Source organism: Octadecabacter arcticus 238 (assembly GCF_000155735.2).
In the GTDB taxonomy this organism is placed as follows: Bacteria; Pseudomonadota; Alphaproteobacteria; order Rhodobacterales; family Rhodobacteraceae; genus Octadecabacter; species Octadecabacter arcticus.
In genome coordinates, this window is the sequence record NC_020908.1 from 3724236 (window position 1) to 3742124 (window position 17889).

The following is a 17889-nucleotide window of genomic DNA, read 5'->3' on the forward strand; positions in this document are numbered from 1 at the left end:
CTGGGTCGTTGCCGTCTAAGGTTGGCCACATGAACATCCTCTACATCATGTTTGATCAACTGCGGTTCGACTATCTGGGCTGTGCCGGACACCCGACGCTCAAGACTCCGAATATCGACCGGATTGCCGCGATGGGCGTGCGTTTCAGCAATGCCTACACCCAATCGCCCGTGTGCGGCGCCGCGCGAATGTCGGCCTATACGGGGCGCTATTTCAGCAGCCACGGCGCGCAATGGAACGGCCACCCCTTGCGCGTCGGCGAACCCACGTTAGGCGACCACTTGCGCGATATTGACGTGGGCTGCTGGCTGATCGGCAAGACCCACATGAACGCAGATGCGGCAGGCATGGCGCGGTTGGGGCTGGCGCCGGACAGCATTATCGGCGCACGACAGGCAGAATGCGGGTTTGACGTCTGGTGTCGTGATGACGGGCTTTGGGCGCAGGGACCGGACGGATTTTATGACCGCAAGCGCAGCCCGTATAACGAATTCCTCAAATCCAAGGGCTATGGTGGCAACAGCCCTTGGGCGGATTTTGCCAACGCAGGATCGAACGGTGATGACATGGCAAGCGGTTGGTTCATGACCAATGCCGCCAAGCCCGCGAACATCGCCGAACATCGCCGAACAAGACAGCGAAACGCCGTGGCTGACCACCCAAGCGATTGAATTTATGGAACAAGCAACAGGCAACTGGTGCGCCCATATCAGCTACATCAAACCCCATTGGCCCTACATCGTGCCCGCGCCCTATCACGATATGTACAGCGTCAAAGACATCAAACCCGTGGTGCGCAGCGATGGTGAGCGGGCCGACCCGCACCCGATTTATGGCGCGTTCATGCAAGGTCGCGTCGGCCAAACGTTCAGCCGCGACGACGTGCGCAACACCGTCGTGCCCGCCTACATGGGGCTGATCAAACAATGCGACAACCAGATCGGGCGTCTGCTGGCGTATCTGGAAGGCGCGGGCACTTTGGACGACACGATGATCATCCTCACGTCGGATCATGGTGATTATTTGGGCGATCATTGGATGGGTGAAAAGGATCTGTTTCATGCGCCCTCCGTGAAGGTCCCGTTGATTATCTACGACCCTCGCGGCAGCGCCAACAGCACCCGCGCAACCACTTGCGATGCCTTGGTTGAGGCGATCGACGTCACCGCAAGCATCATCGACGCATCCGGTGGAGAGGTTCCCGAACACATCGTTGAGGGGCGATCATTGCTGCCCTATCTTGCGGGGCGCGTGCCAGACACTGCGCGCACCTTTGCGATCAGTGAATATGATTATTCCAAACATCCGGTCTGTAGCGCCTTGCGCACCGCGCCACGCGATGCGCGTCTGTTCATGGTCGCAACCCACAACTGGAAACTGATCCACGCGGAAGGCGGTTTTCCCCCGATGTTGTTCGACCTCACCAATGATCCTGATGAGCTTTGCGATCTTGGGCTTGATCCGGCCTACGCAGTCCAACGCGGCGCGCTTTACAAACATCTACACGCGTGGGGCCTACGCATGTCCCAGCGCATCACGATTTCGGATGCTGATATCGTGCATCAACGCGAACGTGGTGGCGACACAGGCGTCATTCTGGGCGTGTATTACCAAGATGAGGTCGATGCGCATGAAGCCGCAGCATATGTGGGAAAGGTCCCGCCGCGCCGTTAAGTGACGCGACCCTTGGCTTTGTATGCCGGATCATCCCAAAGCCGATTGTCCAGCACATCGGCCAGAATATCCACCGCACCAATGACATCGGCCTCGTCGATATACAGCGGCGTAAACCCGAACCGGATCAGGTTTGGCGCGCGGAAATCACCAATGACGTTGCGGGCAATCAGCGCCTGCATCACGGCATAGCCGTTGTCGGACGCGAACGACACTTGGCTGCCGCGATCCGCCCCATTGCGCGGCGAAAACAACGTCAGCGACGGACAGCGCTTTTCGACCTGCTTGATGAACAAATCCGTCAGCCGGATCGACGCTGCGCGCACGTCGGCCATATCCACACCGTTCCAGACGGCCAGCGCGGATTCCAGCGCGGTTAATTGCAAGACAGGTGGCGTTCCAACGCGCATCCGTTCAATCCCCATAGCGGGGCGATAGGTCTGTTCAAACGCAAACGGCGCATCGTGGCCAAGCCATCCGGACAGCGCCGGTTTGATGGATTCGATCACGTCAGGGCGCACGTAAATAAACGCAGGCGCACCCGGCCCGCCGTTAAGATATTTGTACGTGCAACCGACAGCGAATTCACAATTACAGGCTGCGAGATCAACGGGAACAGCCCCTGCCGAATGTGCCAAGTCCCATATCATCACCGCGCCTGCGTCGTGCGCTTTTGCGGTGATTGCGGCCATATCGTGCATCCGGCCCGACCGATAATCCACCTGCGTGATCATCACTGCAGCGACGTCATCTGTTATGGCGTCCATCACGTCAAGCGGGTCCACGATACGCAGTTCATGACCTTGATCCAGCTGTGCAATCAGCCCCTGTGCCATGTATAAATCAGACGGGAAATTACCGCTGTCAGACAGGATCACGCTGCGATCAGGGCGCATCTGCACGGCCGCCGACAGCGCCTGATAGACCTTCACCGACAAGGTATCGCCCATGGTCACTGAACTGTCGGGCGCGCCAATCAGCTTTCCAACCATATTGCCAATCCGCATCGGCTGGCCCATCCAATCATCGACATTCCAACCTTTGATCAGATGCGCCCCCCATTGATCCGTGACCATAGACGAAAGCGCGGCGTTCACCGATTTAGGCAACGGTCCCAATGAGTTACCATCGAGGTAGATCATGCCGTCTGGCAATTCGAACAGGTCTTTGCGGGGCAATGTCACGTTGGTCATCTGTTGGGCGTCCTTTGATGTGTTGGGACGTCTCTACCTCACCCTCGCATCAGCGAATAGTCAGGATTGTACGGGCTGGGTGCAATGACTTGCGCCGCAACGCTGGTGCCACAAAGGTCGAGTTCAACGACCATTCCAATGTTCGCAAATTCCGGAACGACGAAAGCATAGGCAAGGTTCATCCCCGTGCGATGCCCCCATTCGCCCGACGTCACAGTGCCCACGACTTCCCGACCAAACATGACGGATGCGCCACCATGTGCGGCCGCGCTGTCATGGTCTACGTGCAACGTAACAAGACGCTTTGCTGGCGTTTTGCGTTCTAGCAAGGCATCACGGCCGACGAAATCGCCCTTATCCATCTTCACGAACCGATCCAAGCCCGTCTCAAACGGGTCGAATTCAGTTAAGATATCTGCCTTCCAATGCAAGAACCCTTTTTCCAGCCGCATGGAATCCACCGCCAAAGCACCAAAGATTTTCATGCCATGCGCCTCGCCTGCTTCGCGCAAAGCCGTGTAGGCCGCATAAAGCGATGCGTTGGGCACGTGGATTTCATAGGCCAATTCACCCGAAAAGCTGACGCCCAGCACAGTGGCTGGCGCGAACCCAATGAAACATTCGCGCGCTGACAGCCACGGGAATGCCTCTTTGGACCAATCATCACGGCTGACCGCGGATATGACATCGCGTGCCTTTGGCCCTGCAATCACCAGAATGGTCTGATCATTGGTCAACGACTTGATCTGCACTTCCTCATTCGCGCCGATGTGCATCTGCAACCAATCCATGTCGTGGAATTCCGCCGCCGCCGCCGACCCGTACCAGACCCGTGCGGGCCCACGGTCCGTTGCGGGCAGGTTGGCAACCGTGGCTTCGGCTTTCAACATGCCGTGGTCGTTCAGCAGGTATCCAAGACCAACGCGGCCGTCTTTCTTGGTCACGCGACCACAGATCATCCGGTCAAGGAAGCTGTGACGATCCTCGCCAGTGATCTCGAAACGGTTGAACCCGTTGACCTCGCAGATGCCGACACCGTTTTGCACGGCGGCGACCTCATGCGCCACAAGCGGGTAACTTTCGTCAAATTTGAAGCCGTAGGTAACGTGGAAGTCTGAATCAGGCTTCATATATTCAACCCGTTCCCAACCGTTCACGACCGCAAATTCCGCGCCCTCGGCCTTAAAAATAGGTGTCAAAGGCGTGGTTTTGGCCCCACGACCTGCGGGGCGGTGTTCGTTGGGGAAATGAAAGCGGAATTCGTTCTGGTAATCTTCAATCGATTTCAGCGCCGTCAGTTCGACGTTGGTGTGGCCGGTAAAACGACGCGGATCGATGCACCATGTGTCATAGCACGCCTCGCCATGAACAATCTGTTGCGCCAGCATCCAGCCGTGGCCACCGCCCTCCCCTAGGCCGGCCCGCAACCCGATGATACAAAACGCATTGCGCTTACCGGGGATCGGGCCAACCAAGGGTGCGCCGTCAATTGTGTAGGTGATCGGGCCATTGACGATGTTTTTGATGCCGACATCCATCAGGCACGGCATGCGTTCGAACGCGCCTTCCAGCACATCCATGACGCGGTCCAGATCATCGGGGCACAGCGCATTGACGAAATGCGGGTCGATTCCGTCAATGCCCCATGTTTTGCAGTCTTGTTCATAAAATCCCACGAGCAGACCGTTCTTTTCCTGACGGCAATAGTAGTCTGAAATCGGGCAGCGCAGCAGTGGCATGCGTTTGTCTGACTCGACAATCGCGGGGATGTCTTCGGTCACCATATACTGGTGTTCCATCGATGCAACGGGGTGGTGAACGCCCATCATCGCGCCGACCTCGTTGACGCGGTAGCCACAGGCGTTTATCACGACCTCACAGGCGATATCGCCCTTGTCTGTGTGCACGATCCAGCTGTCATCCTTAAGCTGCGTTAACCCGGTTACAGGCGTGTTCCGGTAGACCTCTGCGCCTGCCTTGCGCGCGCGACGCGCCAGCGCCTGACACAAAGATGCGGGATCAATGTCGCCGTCATTGGCATCCCATAAGCCGCCCAACAAGTTGTCCGTAGAAATCAGCGGGTGGCGCCGCGCGCATTCCTCAGCATCCAGAATCTCGAACTCGACGTCCATACCCCGTGCCATCGACCCAAAGTGACGGTAGCCATCCATCTGCGCTTCGGTGTTGGCCAGCCGGATGCCGCCGTCGCCGTGATTGTAGCTGACAGGATAATCCGGATCATCGCGCAATTCTTTGTACAGATTGATCGAATGGGTCTTCAGCCCCACCATCGTCTGGTTCATGCCGAAATTCGTGACTTGGGCGGCGGAATGCCATGTGGTTCCGCTGGTCAGCTCATTGCGTTCGACCAGAACCACATCCGTCCAGCCTTCTTGGGTTAGGTGATACAGGGTTGAACAGCCGGCGATGCCGCCGCCAATAACAACAGCTTTAGTCTGGGTTTTCATGGTGTGTCCTTCGCAAACTGCACAGCAAATCTGAGCAGATTTCGAGGAGACGCGCAATCATGCAAGATTGCGAAAAATCTATGATTTCGATTTAGTGAAGTATCTGGAATCCGTCGCGCAGAAAGGGCAATCGCGCCGCCGCTGTCTGCAGAATACGTCCCTCAAGGCAGATGCGGATATCCTCAGCCATCTGGCGCGGCAAATCCCCTAGCGCACCCCTGCGCGCATGCAGCGCAAGACGGCGTGAAAAGGCCGCAACAGGCAACGGATGCGCCACCACCAAATCCCCCGCACGCGGTGTGCCAAAATAGGCCAGCGCAGTGGTGATCGCCCAACCACCCAGTTCCGCCGTCATCGCAAACAGCGCCTGATTGGTCGAAAACTCGACCCCCCGCGCGGGCTGTAGGCCGCTCCGGCGCAATTGCGCTTCGATTTGGCGACCGATCTGCAAATCCGTCGCATAGCGCACGAACGGCCGGGTTTTCAGGCGTTCCAAATTCGGCGCATCACCCATCTGCGGCGCTGTCACCAGAATAAACGGGTCGCGCAAAACCGGATGCTGTTCAACCCAATCGGCCTGCGCAACCGTATCCACCGCGAGCATCAAATCCACCGAACGCGTGCTAAGCGCTTCATGGTTTTCATGGCTCGCCCCACTGCTCAGCGCAAAGGCGATATTTGGAAACTTGCCCGTCAGTTTCAACAGCCACGGCGCGATCACCGTCGCATCCAATTCTTCAATCGACGCGATCCGCACGGACATTGGCGGCATTTGATCCGCCGTCATAAGCCGCGCCTTGGCCGCGCTGACATTATCCAATAACTGTTTTGCCGGATCAAGAAAAAGCGCGCCTGCGCGGGTCAACCGAAATTGCCGCGCAGACCGTTCGATCAACTTCGACCCAAGTGCCGCCTCAAGTGCCGCCTCAAGCGCCGCCTCAAGCGCCGCCAATTGCTGCGAAACTGACGACGGGCTGATCCCTAACCGATGCGCCGCCTTGGTCACCGATTGCGCCTCAACCGCCGCGACAAAGGTCTGCGCGGCGCGAAACGTAAAGGGGGGTGATTGATTTTCCATATCAGAATCAAGGTTTCTGTTTTCGTTCATCTTGTCCACGGCGTTTGCGTGAAAGCCCGCACAACGGGTATTTTAAACACGCATAAATCCGCCTATTTGACCGCTGCACAAGACGCGGAAATCCGCGCGGCGTTCACGGTTCTAGTCCGACCAACCCTTGACGTTCCCCCCCTAACGGACGAGCGTGCAGGTCGGAAATTAAAGGACGCCCCATGGCCAAACTGCACAAAAAAATCGTCCTCACAGGGGCCTGCGGGACCTTGGGAATGGAAATCCGCGCCACACTTGCCGCACTCACGGATCAATTGGTGTCGGTCGACATTGCGGAGGCCCCCAAAGTACTGCTGGAAAATGAGGTGTTCGTGCAGGCCGATTGCGCGAAGTTCGATGAAGTCCTGCCGCTGATGGAGGGTGCCAATATGGCCGTTCATTTCGCATCCATCCCTGATGAGCGCCCGTTCGAAGACCTGCTCGGCCCGAATTTCATGTCGTCCTATAACGTCTGGGAAGCGGGCCATCGCCACGGCGTTCAGCGGGTCATCTACGCATCCTCTGTCCATGCGGTTGGCATGCACGAAAACGCCGCTGGAATTGACGTAGATGCAGACCACGCGCCGGACACGTTTTACGGACTGGCGAAATGTTTTGCCGAAGACCTCGGCAAATTGTACTGGGCCAAACGCGGGATGGAATCGGTCCATCTGCGCATTTTCTCGTGTACCAAGGTGCCACAAAATGCGCGGGCTTTGCGCACATGGCTGAGCTACGATGACCTGCGCCAATTGGTCGATCGCGCTGTGACTGCAACCACAACAGGCTTTACCGTCATATTTGGTATTTCCAACAATGACCGCGCGCCGGTGAACAATGCCAAGGCGACATTCTTGGGGTTCCGGCCAAAAGACAACGCCGAAAACTGGGCCGACAGCCTGCTGGCGTCTGCGCCACCCGCCGACCCGTCGGATCGCGCACAAATGTATCTTGGCGGGCCATTCGCAACCGTGCCGTTGGGCGAAAGCGGTGTGGCGGGTATCAAAGCAATGGCAAGGGCCGCACAGACGGCATCAGATGCTAGCACTGGCACCAGAACCGATGCCAAAAAGCTGCCGTCGTTTCTGACCAAAAAGGGCATGAACCCCTAGATAACTGCAGATAACAGTGCCGCGTAGTGATCGCTTGGAAAGCGCCTAAAGCGCGGCCTGCGCTGCATCGCGGATCGCGCGGATGTTGTCGCCATAAATGTTCGGCTGCGCGACGGACCCACCGCGAAAGACCGCAGATCCAGCGACCAAAACATTGGCACCAGCCTTTGCGACCAAGGGGGCTGTAGTTGGATCAATGCCACCATCGACCTGAATATGAATCGGCCGATCCGCAATCATCGCGCGGCAACGGGCCACTTTGTCGATCATCGCGTGGGTGAATTTCTGCCCGCCAAACCCGGGATTGATCGTCATGATCAAGATCATATCGATGTCATCCAGAATATCGGCCACATGATCCAGCGGTGTCGTCATATTGAGCGCGACGCCTGCCATCTTGCCCTCGGCGCGCACTGATTGCAGCGAGCGATGCAAATGCGGCCCTGCTTCGGCATGAACCGTAATCATATCACTGCCAGCCTTGGCGAACGCACCTATGTAGGGATCAGCGGGTGAAATCATCAAATGCACGTCCATGAACGTCTTTACGTGGGGGCGAATGGCCGCCACGACGTTTGGCCCGATTGTCAGGTTCGGCACGAAATGTCCGTCCATCGGATCAACGTGGATCCAATCGGCACCTCGCGCTTCAATCGCTTGAATTTCAGCGCCAAGGTTGGCGAAGTCTGCCGATAGGATGGACGGCGCAATTTTAATGGAACGGTCGAATGGCATGTCTGCACCTCGTTAAGTCGCGCAGGGGATACCGCGCGGCGCTGGCATTGTCACGGGTCAGATTTGTAGCCAATCGTCCATATTATGCCAAATGCAATCCATCGTGCAATCCACCCCATAGCATGGTAATTTGATGCCATGGATCACATCAGTCTTTCCGCCAGCGACGCATTCGGCTCGCTTGACGCCTTTGTGCTTAGTCGTGCCGAACTCGACACCCGCCGCCCACCGCTGCTGCACAGCCAAGATTTTTACGAACTTGTCTGGGTGCAAAATGGCACCGTGCGCCTGCATCAGACGGGCAGCAAACGCGACCTGAGCGAGGGCGACTTGCTGTTTATCTCGCCAAATCAGCTGCATGGCCTGCAAGGCCGCGGGGACGCAGCGATGGTCGTTTCCCTCGCCATTCGCCCCGGCGTCATCACGTCGATTGGCAGTCGCCACAATGACCTGTCAGGCGTCGCATTCTGGGGCGACAACACTGCGCCCCTGGTCGCGCACCGCGATATGCGCCAGCTTGTGACGCTCAATCAGGCGGCCCTGCAACTGGAACGTAGCCCGCGTCGAAAGCTTTATCTTGAGGCGTTCTTGATGCCGCTTCTCGTGGCGCTGGATCGCCCGCCCGAAGGCGTGTCGCCGGACGCGCCCGACTGGTTGATCGCCGCCTGTTCGGCTGCCCGCAATGTCGATGTGTTTCGCAACGGTGCCGCTGGTTTCGTGGCCGCAACCGGTCGCGCGCACCCGCATGTGTCGCGCACCATGCGCCGGTTCCTCGGCGTAACGCCATCGGATTATATCAACATGCAACGGATGGATTATGCCGCCCGCCGCCTCACCGGAACGTCCGATCCACTGGCCGAAATTGCGACAGATTGCGGGCTTCCAAACCTGTCACACTTTCACAAACTGTTCCTTTTGGCGCATGGCAAAACACCCCAGCGCTATCGCCGCGCACACCAACAAGACCTGATACAACCGCGACCCTAGCGTGCGCCATACCACCGCGTCGCCGCTTGCCAATGCCGCCCTTACGTGGCAAAGTTTTTCTTCCCAATACGGTGCGAGCGATGCAAACTGTCGACCCCACAAAGACCCATCTTCCAACAATCCAGGAACCACGCAACGACGGGATTGAGCTGGATTTATCGTGGGTTAAGTCCGTTCAGGCGAACACCTCGGCGATTGAACGTCGCGCCGCGACCCTGCCCGGGCGTCGGTCCGTAAAAAAAGACTATCAAGCGGCCTGGCTGTGCAAAGCTATCAGCCTGATGGACCTGACGACGCTGTCTGGGGATGACACCGAAGGGCGTGTGCGCAGGCTGTGTGCCAAAGCACGCCAACCGGTTCGCCCCGACCTGCTCAAGGCGCTCGGGATGGAGGGCCTGACCACGGGTGCCATCTGCGTGTATCACGACATGGTCGAGACAGCCGTGGATGCCCTGCGTGGCACCAACATTCCCGTCGCCGCCGTGTCTACCGGATTTCCGGCGGGCCTGTCGCCGTTCAAGCTCCGGATCGCCGAGATCGGCGAAAGTGTGAACGCTGGCGCGGACGAGATCGACATCGTCATCACCCGCCGCCATGTTTTACAAGGCAACTGGCAGGCGCTGTACGATGAAATGGCCGAAATGCGCTCTGCCTGCGGGCAGGCCCATGTCAAGGCGATCCTTGCGACGGGCGAACTGGGGTCGTTGCGCAATGTCGCGCGCGCATCTGTGGTGTGCATGATGGCCGGTGCGGATTTTATCAAAACATCGACCGGCAAAGAAAGCGTCAACGCAACCCTGCCCGTCACCCTGACGATGATCCGCACGATCCGCGAATACCACGAACGCACCGGTATTCGGATCGGCTATAAACCTGCGGGCGGCATCAGCAAAGCCAAAGATGCGCTGGTATATCTGTCGATTATCAAGGACGAACTTGGGGATCGCTGGCTGCAACCGGATCTGTTCCGCTTTGGCGCGTCATCTTTGTTGGGCGACATTGAACGGCAACTCGAACACCACGTCACCGGCGGTTATTCCGCAGGCTGGCGTCACGCGATTGGATAGGGCTGGATTATGAGTTGTATTGGCCAAGATGAAGCTGGGAGCAGCACATGACCATCAAAGACATTTTCGAATCCATGGACTACGGCCCAGCCCCAGAAAGCGCGGTTGAGGCACTGGCATGGCTAGCCGATCGCGGCGGTATTGCGGGTCATTTCATCAACGGCAAATGGGACGCGCTGCGCGATGATTTCCCATCCAACAATCCGGCAACGGGCGAAAAACTGGCGGGCGTCACTAAAGGCACCGCGGAAGAGGTCGCCAAGGCAGTAGCAGCCGCCCGCAAAGCCCAACCGAAATGGGCAAAAGACGGCGCAGCGCGTGCCCGCGTCCTCTATGCCATTGCGCGACTGATGCAGAAAAACGCGCGTCTGCTGGCGGTGATGGAAACGCTCGACAACGGCAAACCCATTCGGGAGTCCCGCGACATCGATATCCCGCTGGCAATCCGCCATTTCTACCACCACGCAGGGTTCGCCCAACTGATGGACGCTGAAATGCCCGATGCCGAACCGCTCGGCGTTTGCGGTCAAATCATCCCGTGGAACTTCCCGCTCCTGATGCTGGCGTGGAAAATCGCGCCGGCGCTGGCGATGGGCAACACGGTGGTCTTGAAACCCGCCGAATACACGTCGCTATCGGCGATGATTTTTGCTGAGATTTGCACAGCCGCAGGTGTGCCCCCCGGTGTCGTCAACATAATCACCGGTGACGGCGAAACTGGCGCTGAATTGGTCGCGGCAGACGTCGACAAAATCGCCTTCACCGGATCGACCGCCGTGGGCCGTATCATTCGCGAACAAACCGCAGGGTCCGGCAAGGCGCTATCGCTGGAACTGGGCGGCAAGTCCCCCTACATAGTGTTTGAAGACGCCGACATTGATTCAGCCGTCGAAGGATTGGTTGACGCGATCTGGTTTAACAGCGGTCAGGTCTGCTGCGCCGGATCACGCTTGTTGGTGCAAGAAGGCATCGCGGATCGATTTTACGCCAAACTGCGAACCCGCATGGACGGGTTGCGCATCGGCGACGGACTGGACAAATGCATCGACGTCGGTGCCATCGTGGACCCTGTGCAACTAGCGCAGATCAAAGCAATGGTTGACGCCAACACCGCTGGTGAAACCTACCAATGCGCGGCCCCCAAGACAGAACTTCGAGGCTGTTTTTACCCGCCAACCCTGATCACCGGCCTCGCCCCGTCCGACACGCTGATGCAAGAAGAAATCTTTGGCCCCGTGCTGGTTGCCACGACATTCCGCACCCCCGCCGAAGCAATAGAAATCGCCAACAACACCCGCTATGGGCTGGCCGCGTCGGTCTGGACGGAAAACATCAACCTCGCGCTGGATATCGCGCCCAAATTGGTAAGCGGAATTGTCTGGGTCAACGCCACAAATCTGATGGACGCGGCGGCGGGTTTCGGCGGCGTGCGCGAAAGCGGTTTTGGCCGCGAAGGCGGCTGGGAAGGCCTGATGGGCTACACCAAACCAAAGATTAAATCGGGAGGCAAGTCTGCCAAAGTCACCGCACCGACCCCATTTACCACCCAAGATGGCACGCCAGCGGACCCGCTGGATCGCACCGCGAAACTCTATATCGGTGGCAAACAGGCGCGTCCCGACGGTGGCTACAGCCAACCCGTTTTCGACAAATCCGGCAAGCTGCTGGGCCACGCCAGCATCGCCAATCGCAAAGACTTACGCAACGCGATTGAGGCAAACGCCGCCGCCAAAGGCTGGTCCACCTCCACCGGCCACCTGCGGGCGCAAATACTCTACTACGTCGGCGAAAACCTGTCTGCCCGCGCGGACGAATTTGCCACACGGATCAAACAACTGACCGGCGGACGCACGGGCAGCAAAGAAGTTGATGATGCAATTTCGTGGCTCTTTACATGGGCAGCTTGGGCCGACAAACACGATGGCGCAGCCAAGGGTGTGCCAATTCGGGGTGTCGCACTTGCCATGCCCGAACCCGTCGGCAATATCGCGATCCTTACGGACGACACGCGCCCATTGATGGGGCTGATCGAACCACTGGCCCCCGCGCTCGCCATGGGCAACCGCGTCACCGCTGTCGCATCACACGCCTTCCCGCTCGCAGCGACGGATTTCTACCAAGTGTTGGAAACATCCGACCTGCCCGCAGGCGTCGCCAATATCCTAACCGGAAGCCACACCGAACTGGCGCCGCATATGGCAGCACACGCCAACATCGACGCTGTCTGGTCATTTTCCACCGCCGACGTGTCCAAAGTCGTTGAGGCCAAATCGACATCCAACATCAAACGCACATGGGTCAACCACAGACAGTCGCGCAGTTGGCCGTCGTCCATCTGGCGCGCCCAATCAACCGAAATTAAAACGATCTGGTTTCCTTACGGCGAATAACCCCCCCGTTTTAGCCCAGTCTTAACCCCGTCTTTGCTTCAAAAATATCCTGGGGGGAGTCCGCAGGACGGGGGGCTGGCCCCCCTCCGCGCGCGCGGCAAGCGCAAATCCCTACTTCTTGCGCCACGTCCCAAGCCAGCGGGACACGCGCCCTTTTCGTTCTGACAGGTCGGCATTCATGTGATCCATCCGGTCCCCGACCTTGTCAGCCAGCGGATCGACCGTGCGCTCACGAAATTGCATCCACATGGCGCGCAGGAACAGAAATGCGATCATCAGAACAACCAAGAACCCGATATTGAACCAAGGTATAATTAACACATCGGGCCCTGATACCGGTCGAATCGCAATCGCGTTGGGAAACGCCGACAGATATTCGTTGCGCCAGCCGTAATGGGTCATCACGGCCCATTTGGGTTCCTCGCTCGTAGAGACAAGATCGTCCGCCTCGGTTTGCAGGTTTGCGGTGTCGAACTTGAAATAAAACGGCCATGACCAACCGGTATCCTCATTACGATAGACCATAACCTCGGTCGTCTCGCGGCTTACAAACCCGAACAGCATCGACTGCTTTCTGATCGTCTGGATAAACTGCACATCGCGGTTGATCAGCGTCGCCGATTGATCGTCTGGCCGCGCCCAGAAAACCCGCGTCCAGTCGTTGAGGTCTTGGCGTTCCTGATAGGTATTCACCACGCGCACCACATCGTGCTGCGGCAAGGCGTAATGCAGGATCGACCCGATGATCAGAAACAGGATTAATCGGATAGATCGGCGAATATTGCGCATGTTGTCCGCTTTCAGTTGATGAAATAGATGATCGTGCCAACGACAAGTGGCGGGATGACAAACACAAGCAGGATCAGCTTTTTGCGCAACCCGCTTTCATATTGGGCCATTCCGTCAGCAATATACGCCTCTCGCGTCGTGCCCTCAACCGGTTCTTTGTCCCACAAATCTTCCAGCTTTTCACGCCGCACAGACCGAGAATACAGCGTCACGCAGATATAAACGACGCCCAGAATGACAACGCCGCCCAAGATCAATCTCACAAACATATCGCGTCCCCGTTCCCTACCTTAATCGCGCCGCCTTTAATCACGTCGCCGAACCGCGCCCCATGGCCCGACCCGATCAATCAGGTCCGGCAAAGGTGGCGGCCCGCTCGGCTCACTCATCGCCGCTTCAAATCCAAACAACGCATCGCGCGTGCCCGCCTTATCCACCTGATACTCGGTTGACAGGAATTGTGCCACATAGTCCTTCTTTTCGTCGGTCCAGCCCCTGTAGGCGGTGTAAAACGCCTCCTTGTGGCAAATGAACAGCTGGCGCACATCCATCGGCGACAGTTCGGCCAACAACATGTTCACCAGATCGGCGTCTTTGTGGGCCTTGGCCCGCAGCGTGTAGAAATACGCAGGATGTTCGCTATCGATATGCGGCCACGCACCGCCATCTTCCGCCCAGCGCACCAGATCAGCAAGCCCGTGCCACGCCGCTGGCAGCATGTCAAAATACCGCCGCCCCATATTGCGCAAATCGCGCCGCGTCGCCCCCGCGAGGTCTTCACCAAGCCCCGCCGCCACAGCCGCGACAATGAAATCCATCTTTTGGCGCAGGATCGCGCCACTATCGATGCCACGCGCCTCTACAATCGGCTCCGCCAGATCATTGGCCTTAAGGAATTGCGCAATCGCGGACCTCTCGTCGCCTTGCAGCACCGTAGCAATCGGCAGATCGCCAAGGCCAGACTTGTCACCCATCGTGATTGCCGCAGGTTCTGGCACCCCGCGAAACAGGTACAACCCGCCCAAATGCGCGGTCCAGAAATTGTCCTGATCAAACGTCATATCCGCCAGTTTCACCGGATTGCGGGTGATGTCGCCAGTGTCCTTGGCCAGCCCGATCATATTGCCGATCAACACATCATCAAACCATGCACCTTCGTCGCGCATAAACTGGTCAATCATCCCGCCCAGCTTCGCCGCAGCCGCCACAGCACCGTCCGTTGTATCCGCCTCAATGCTCACATGGCCGATATCAAACAGACGCGCAGGCGTATCCAGCCCGTAGACCGAATTCACCAACTCCCCCGCAACCCCGTCCCGCGCGGTCAGCGCAAACAACTGCGCCTCGTTCGCCTCAATAAACTGGCGCAAAATCCCGCGCGAGGTCGAGAATTTCGCATTCAGCAATGGCGCGGTTTTCTGCTCCGTCGTCAGCAAAATAAACTGCCGGTTCACGCCCTTGTGGTTGAGGTACAAATCATCCCCCAACTCATCGCCGATCTCAGGCGAATAGCCCGAAATATCGATATGAAAATCGGTGAGTTCGGTCTGCTTGCCCGTCAATCGCTTCAGCGCGCGGTTATAGCGCTCCACCAGAATGGGGCTGACCACAGGTATGAGGTTTCCAAACATCAGGCCGCGTTGGATGAGACGTTTCATTTGGCCACCTTATGCTGCAAAAATTTGGTCAAAAGCCAGAACAACACCCAGACAAGAAGAATGATCACTGCGGCAATACCTGTGAGGGCCAAAAAACTCAAAAACACTTCTGACGGCTGATCAGTTGCGGCGCATTGCCCATCCCTGTTCCAATTCCAGGCAAATTGCCAATTGCAAATGTTCGTTGTCATAATGGTCGGAATCAAAAGAACGGCACCAGTAAAAAGGGTTAAGCGTTTCAATAGTTTCACCAAACCTCCCTCACCCAGTTCTTCGGCACACCCGCCAGCGACAACACCATCAACGGCGCCCACAACAGCGCTGAAATCAAACTCAGCTTGGCAAAATGCAGCGGCACCGACAGCCCGCCCGTCGCATATAAATCATCCAAATTCACCCCTTGGCTCGTGTACAGCACGGCGAAAAATCCCGCCCCACACAGGGCCATAATAAGGGTCGATGCCAACGCCAATCCCATCAACCATTTGACCCCCTCGGGCCAAAAAACCGCCAGCACCCGCGGCACTGCCCAGCCGAGCGCGGCCAGACAAATCGCAGGCAAAATCAGGCCCGTGGAAAATGCTTCACCCACCCTTACTCTCCAGATACCGCCGCTTGGCTTCCTCGGATCGTTCAAAATCACGCATCATGTTTTCAATCGCGACCTCGTCGGATTTGTCGGCGTAGCGGAATTCTGAATCAGCGTAGCGGTTGATTTCTTGGATGACCATTTCAACGGTGATCGGCTTTCTCATGTCCTCGATCATCGCCATCTTGGTCGGGTAATCTTTCGCCAAAAACAGCTCCGGCGTTTCCATCCAATCATCCGGCAATTCAAAATCCATCGCGCGCACTTTCACAGCGTCGGTGATGTTTTTGATCGCACGGCCCGTGAACCTCGGATCAGCCTCTTGGATGCCCTTCAGATAGGTGCCGAGTTTGGCAATCGTATCAAGCGCGCCAATCTGGCCATTCACCCGATCAAACACATTCATCAACCCCGGTTCATGGGGTTTGGAATGTCCTTCAAAGCTCGCAGCGACAGCCTTTTTGATTTCCTGTGCGCTGAACACATCATGATCGCCAACCGGAATGTCATGGTTCTTGCCCATCAACAGATACAGAATATCAATGTAGTCGTCCCGCGTCTGTGGCCCATCTACCAAGAACCGCGCACCCGCCCGCTGGCGCAGCGCATCATCGACGTTTTCAGGATAATTGCTGAACATCCCGAACGTGCAATTGCCACGCACAACCGTGTTGGCCCCCGCAAAGCTCTCCATCAGAACGGCGGTTATCTCTAGCTGTCCGGCAGAACTTTGACGATCACCGCGTTTGCCCGCCAACTGGTCGATATCGTCAATCGTACCGAACCCAATCACGCTCGGATCAATCACGTTGTTGATGAACGCCTTGGCATTCTGCCCCGATTTACCTTGATAACTGTCGATATTGTCCGTGCTCAGATTCTGGTAGCGGAACGGATATCCCGCGACCTTGCAGTATTCCGAAATCAGCCCCGCCATCATCTGGATCAGGGTCGTTTTCCCCGTCCCCGGCGCGCCGTCACCCATGAACGTAAAGATGAAACCACCTAGTTCGGCAAACGGGTTCAGCTTGCGCTCAAAGTCATAGGCCATGACCATTTTCGCCAGCTTCATCGACTGGTACTTGGCGATATGGTTGCCCACGACCTCATTTGGTTTCTTGAAGCTCATCGTCAGGGTGGTCGATTTCGCGGCCCTTGCGGGGATGAATCCGCGAATGGTCAACCCGTCTTCATCGACCTTCCAAGACGCGCTAGAAAATGGCTCCAGACGTCCTGCGGTGTTGGACCGCGCAGCAGCCTTGGCCATCAACGCCTCGGCGTAGGCCAGCACCGTCGCGACCAGCTTGGGTTCAGTGTCGGCGAACAGCCCAATGTCTTGGTCCAACTCCCACAAGACCCCGTGCAGTGCCAAGGTGCCATTGTCGGTCAACACCTCCTCGACCTCGCCGATTTCCACGGTCTCTTCGCCCGCGTGCGATGCCATCAGGAACGCCGTTGCGTTGGCGAAAACAGACATCGTGACCAATGCCTCGGCGGTCAGCAATTCGCTAAATTCAGCCTTTTTGCCAGCGGCCAATGACCCCTCAAGGTTGGCGCGTTTCAGGTCCGCCAATCCTGTGCGATCAGCGTATTGCTCAGCCACGGCCAGCGCAATTGCAATGGCGCGACGCAGCCCGTGCAGGACTGTGGCCTGCGTTGGCGACGTCAGCCCGTCGCCTTCATCGCTGCCCTCAATCCGCGCCAACAATTGCACCCCCTCAGAGCGCGCTGTTGATCGCGTCACCAGCCCCGGTGTTGTCGTGCGAAACCGCCGCCGCGTACCGATGCCCGCAGACTTTTCAGTCGCGGGCGCATCCTTCGCCGTGCCAATGCGCGGCGTGTGATCGAACCCCTGCACCATCGCGGTGGCGCTGTCGTAATGCTTGCGGATGTCTTCTTCGCGCAGCTCCATCGTATCGCGTGTCTGGCTCATATTTCTTCCTCATTCCTACCCTTGAAGGCCTGATACGCACTCGCCATCCACGGCCCAAACAGAAAACCTATTACTGCCCCAATAGGCCCGAAAACGATTGCGCCATTCACAGCATTGCCACCAAAGGAAATAACCGATCTGTTTCATTCCGCTTCAACCTTCATCTTGGCAAATACAGCTCAAATC

Annotated in this window: 14 protein-coding genes and 1 pseudogene; 5 read left to right on the top strand and 10 right to left on the bottom strand. The window is 57.5% G+C overall.

The features are described 5' to 3' along the window. The first annotated feature begins 29 nt into the window (after positions 1–29). A pseudogene (locus tag OA238_RS19210) lies at positions 30–1674 on the top strand (sulfatase-like hydrolase/transferase). On the opposite strand, the gene kynU reads toward OA238_RS19210, so the two are convergent. From kynU to OA238_RS19225, 3 genes are all read right to left on the bottom strand, one after another. Further along, positions 1671–2867, bottom strand: coding sequence for a kynureninase (gene kynU, locus OA238_RS19215; protein WP_015496468.1), 1197 nt, complete (start codon positions 2865–2867; stop codon positions 1671–1673). The pseudogene OA238_RS19210 and the gene kynU sit on opposite strands and share 4 nt — an antisense overlap. Positions 2868–2905: 38 nt before the next feature. Beyond that, positions 2906–5335 carry a GcvT family protein gene (locus tag OA238_RS19220; RefSeq protein ID WP_015496469.1) on the bottom strand — a complete coding sequence of 810 codons (2430 nt, stop codon included), beginning with the start codon at positions 5333–5335 and terminating at the stop codon, positions 2906–2908. Positions 5336–5426: 91 nt separating this feature from the next. Next, a complete protein-coding gene (locus OA238_RS19225; RefSeq protein ID WP_187293076.1) occupies positions 5427–6413 on the bottom strand; it encodes a LysR family transcriptional regulator in 987 nt (328 codons plus the stop codon). A 212-nt stretch (positions 6414–6625) separates the two neighbouring features. Here OA238_RS19225 and OA238_RS19230 point away from each other — a divergent pair, with 212 nt between their 5' ends. Next, positions 6626–7555, top strand: coding sequence for an NAD-dependent epimerase/dehydratase family protein (locus OA238_RS19230; protein WP_015496471.1), 930 nt, complete (start codon positions 6626–6628; stop codon positions 7553–7555). A gap of 45 nt (positions 7556–7600) precedes the next feature. Here the strand turns inward: OA238_RS19230 and rpe are convergent, their stop codons facing one another. Then, positions 7601–8290, bottom strand: a complete 690-nt coding sequence (rpe, locus tag OA238_RS19235; RefSeq protein ID WP_015496472.1) for a ribulose-phosphate 3-epimerase — start codon at positions 8288–8290, stop codon at positions 7601–7603. 138 nt (positions 8291–8428) lie between these two features. Here rpe and OA238_RS19240 point away from each other — a divergent pair, with 138 nt between their 5' ends. From OA238_RS19240 to OA238_RS19250, 3 genes are all read left to right on the top strand, one after another. Then, positions 8429–9277: a helix-turn-helix domain-containing protein gene (locus tag OA238_RS19240; protein WP_015496473.1), complete on the top strand. Its 849-nt coding sequence runs from the start codon at positions 8429–8431 to the stop codon at positions 9275–9277. 80 nt (positions 9278–9357) lie between these two features. After that, positions 9358–10344: a deoxyribose-phosphate aldolase gene (gene deoC / locus OA238_RS19245; RefSeq protein ID WP_015496474.1), complete on the top strand. Its 987-nt coding sequence runs from the start codon at positions 9358–9360 to the stop codon at positions 10342–10344. A gap of 47 nt (positions 10345–10391) precedes the next feature. Continuing rightward, positions 10392–12734: an aldehyde dehydrogenase family protein gene (locus OA238_RS19250; protein ID WP_015496475.1), complete on the top strand. Its 2343-nt coding sequence runs from the start codon at positions 10392–10394 to the stop codon at positions 12732–12734. Positions 12735–12845: 111 nt separating this feature from the next. On the opposite strand, the gene OA238_RS19255 is transcribed toward OA238_RS19250, so the two are convergent. Genes OA238_RS19255 through OA238_RS19280 form a run of 6 tightly spaced genes read right to left on the bottom strand, consistent with a single transcriptional unit; the run spans position 12846 to position 17703 of the window. Continuing rightward, a complete protein-coding gene (locus OA238_RS19255; RefSeq protein ID WP_015496476.1) occupies positions 12846–13523 on the bottom strand; it encodes a DUF1523 family protein in 678 nt (225 codons plus the stop codon). 11 nt (positions 13524–13534) lie between these two features. After that, on the bottom strand, positions 13535–13792 hold the full coding sequence (locus OA238_RS19260; protein ID WP_015496477.1) for a hypothetical protein: 258 nt from the start codon (positions 13790–13792) through the stop codon (positions 13535–13537). Between the two features lie 36 nt (positions 13793–13828). Further along, positions 13829–15181 (bottom strand): DUF6638 family protein, encoded by a 1353-nt coding sequence (locus OA238_RS19265; protein ID WP_015496478.1) that lies wholly within the window; start codon positions 15179–15181, stop codon positions 13829–13831. Continuing rightward, on the bottom strand, positions 15178–15432 hold the full coding sequence (locus tag OA238_RS19270) for a hypothetical protein (RefSeq protein WP_044037202.1): 255 nt from the start codon (positions 15430–15432) through the stop codon (positions 15178–15180). Before OA238_RS19270 ends, OA238_RS19265 begins: the two co-directional genes overlap by 4 nt. Further along, on the bottom strand, positions 15429–15773 hold the full coding sequence (locus OA238_RS19275) for a hypothetical protein (protein ID WP_044037205.1): 345 nt from the start codon (positions 15771–15773) through the stop codon (positions 15429–15431). The genes OA238_RS19270 and OA238_RS19275 overlap by 4 nt, the downstream gene beginning before the upstream one ends. Beyond that, entirely contained in the window at positions 15766–17703 is a 1938-nt protein-coding gene (locus OA238_RS19280; RefSeq protein WP_015496479.1) for an ATP-binding protein, read from the bottom strand. The genes OA238_RS19275 and OA238_RS19280 overlap by 8 nt, the downstream gene beginning before the upstream one ends. Positions 17704–17889 lie beyond the last annotated feature (186 nt).

Coding starts and splice junctions, on each gene's coding strand:
- kynU (WP_015496468.1), bottom strand. CDS start 2,867: ATGACCAACGTGACATTGCCCCGCAAAGACCTGTTCGAATTGCCAGAC.
- OA238_RS19220 (WP_015496469.1), bottom strand. CDS start 5,335: ATGAAAACCCAGACTAAAGCTGTTGTTATTGGCGGCGGCATCGCCGGC.
- OA238_RS19225 (WP_187293076.1), bottom strand. CDS start 6,413: ATGGAAAATCAATCACCCCCCTTTACGTTTCGCGCCGCGCAGACCTTT.
- OA238_RS19230 (WP_015496471.1), top strand. CDS start 6,626: ATGGCCAAACTGCACAAAAAAATCGTCCTCACAGGGGCCTGCGGGACC.
- rpe (WP_015496472.1), bottom strand. CDS start 8,290: ATGCCATTCGACCGTTCCATTAAAATTGCGCCGTCCATCCTATCGGCA.
- OA238_RS19240 (WP_015496473.1), top strand. CDS start 8,429: ATGGATCACATCAGTCTTTCCGCCAGCGACGCATTCGGCTCGCTTGAC.
- deoC (WP_015496474.1), top strand. CDS start 9,358: ATGCAAACTGTCGACCCCACAAAGACCCATCTTCCAACAATCCAGGAA.
- OA238_RS19250 (WP_015496475.1), top strand. CDS start 10,392: ATGACCATCAAAGACATTTTCGAATCCATGGACTACGGCCCAGCCCCA.
- OA238_RS19255 (WP_015496476.1), bottom strand. CDS start 13,523: ATGCGCAATATTCGCCGATCTATCCGATTAATCCTGTTTCTGATCATC.
- OA238_RS19260 (WP_015496477.1), bottom strand. CDS start 13,792: ATGTTTGTGAGATTGATCTTGGGCGGCGTTGTCATTCTGGGCGTCGTT.
- OA238_RS19265 (WP_015496478.1), bottom strand. CDS start 15,181: ATGAAACGTCTCATCCAACGCGGCCTGATGTTTGGAAACCTCATACCT.
- OA238_RS19280 (WP_015496479.1), bottom strand. CDS start 17,703: ATGAGCCAGACACGCGATACGATGGAGCTGCGCGAAGAAGACATCCGC.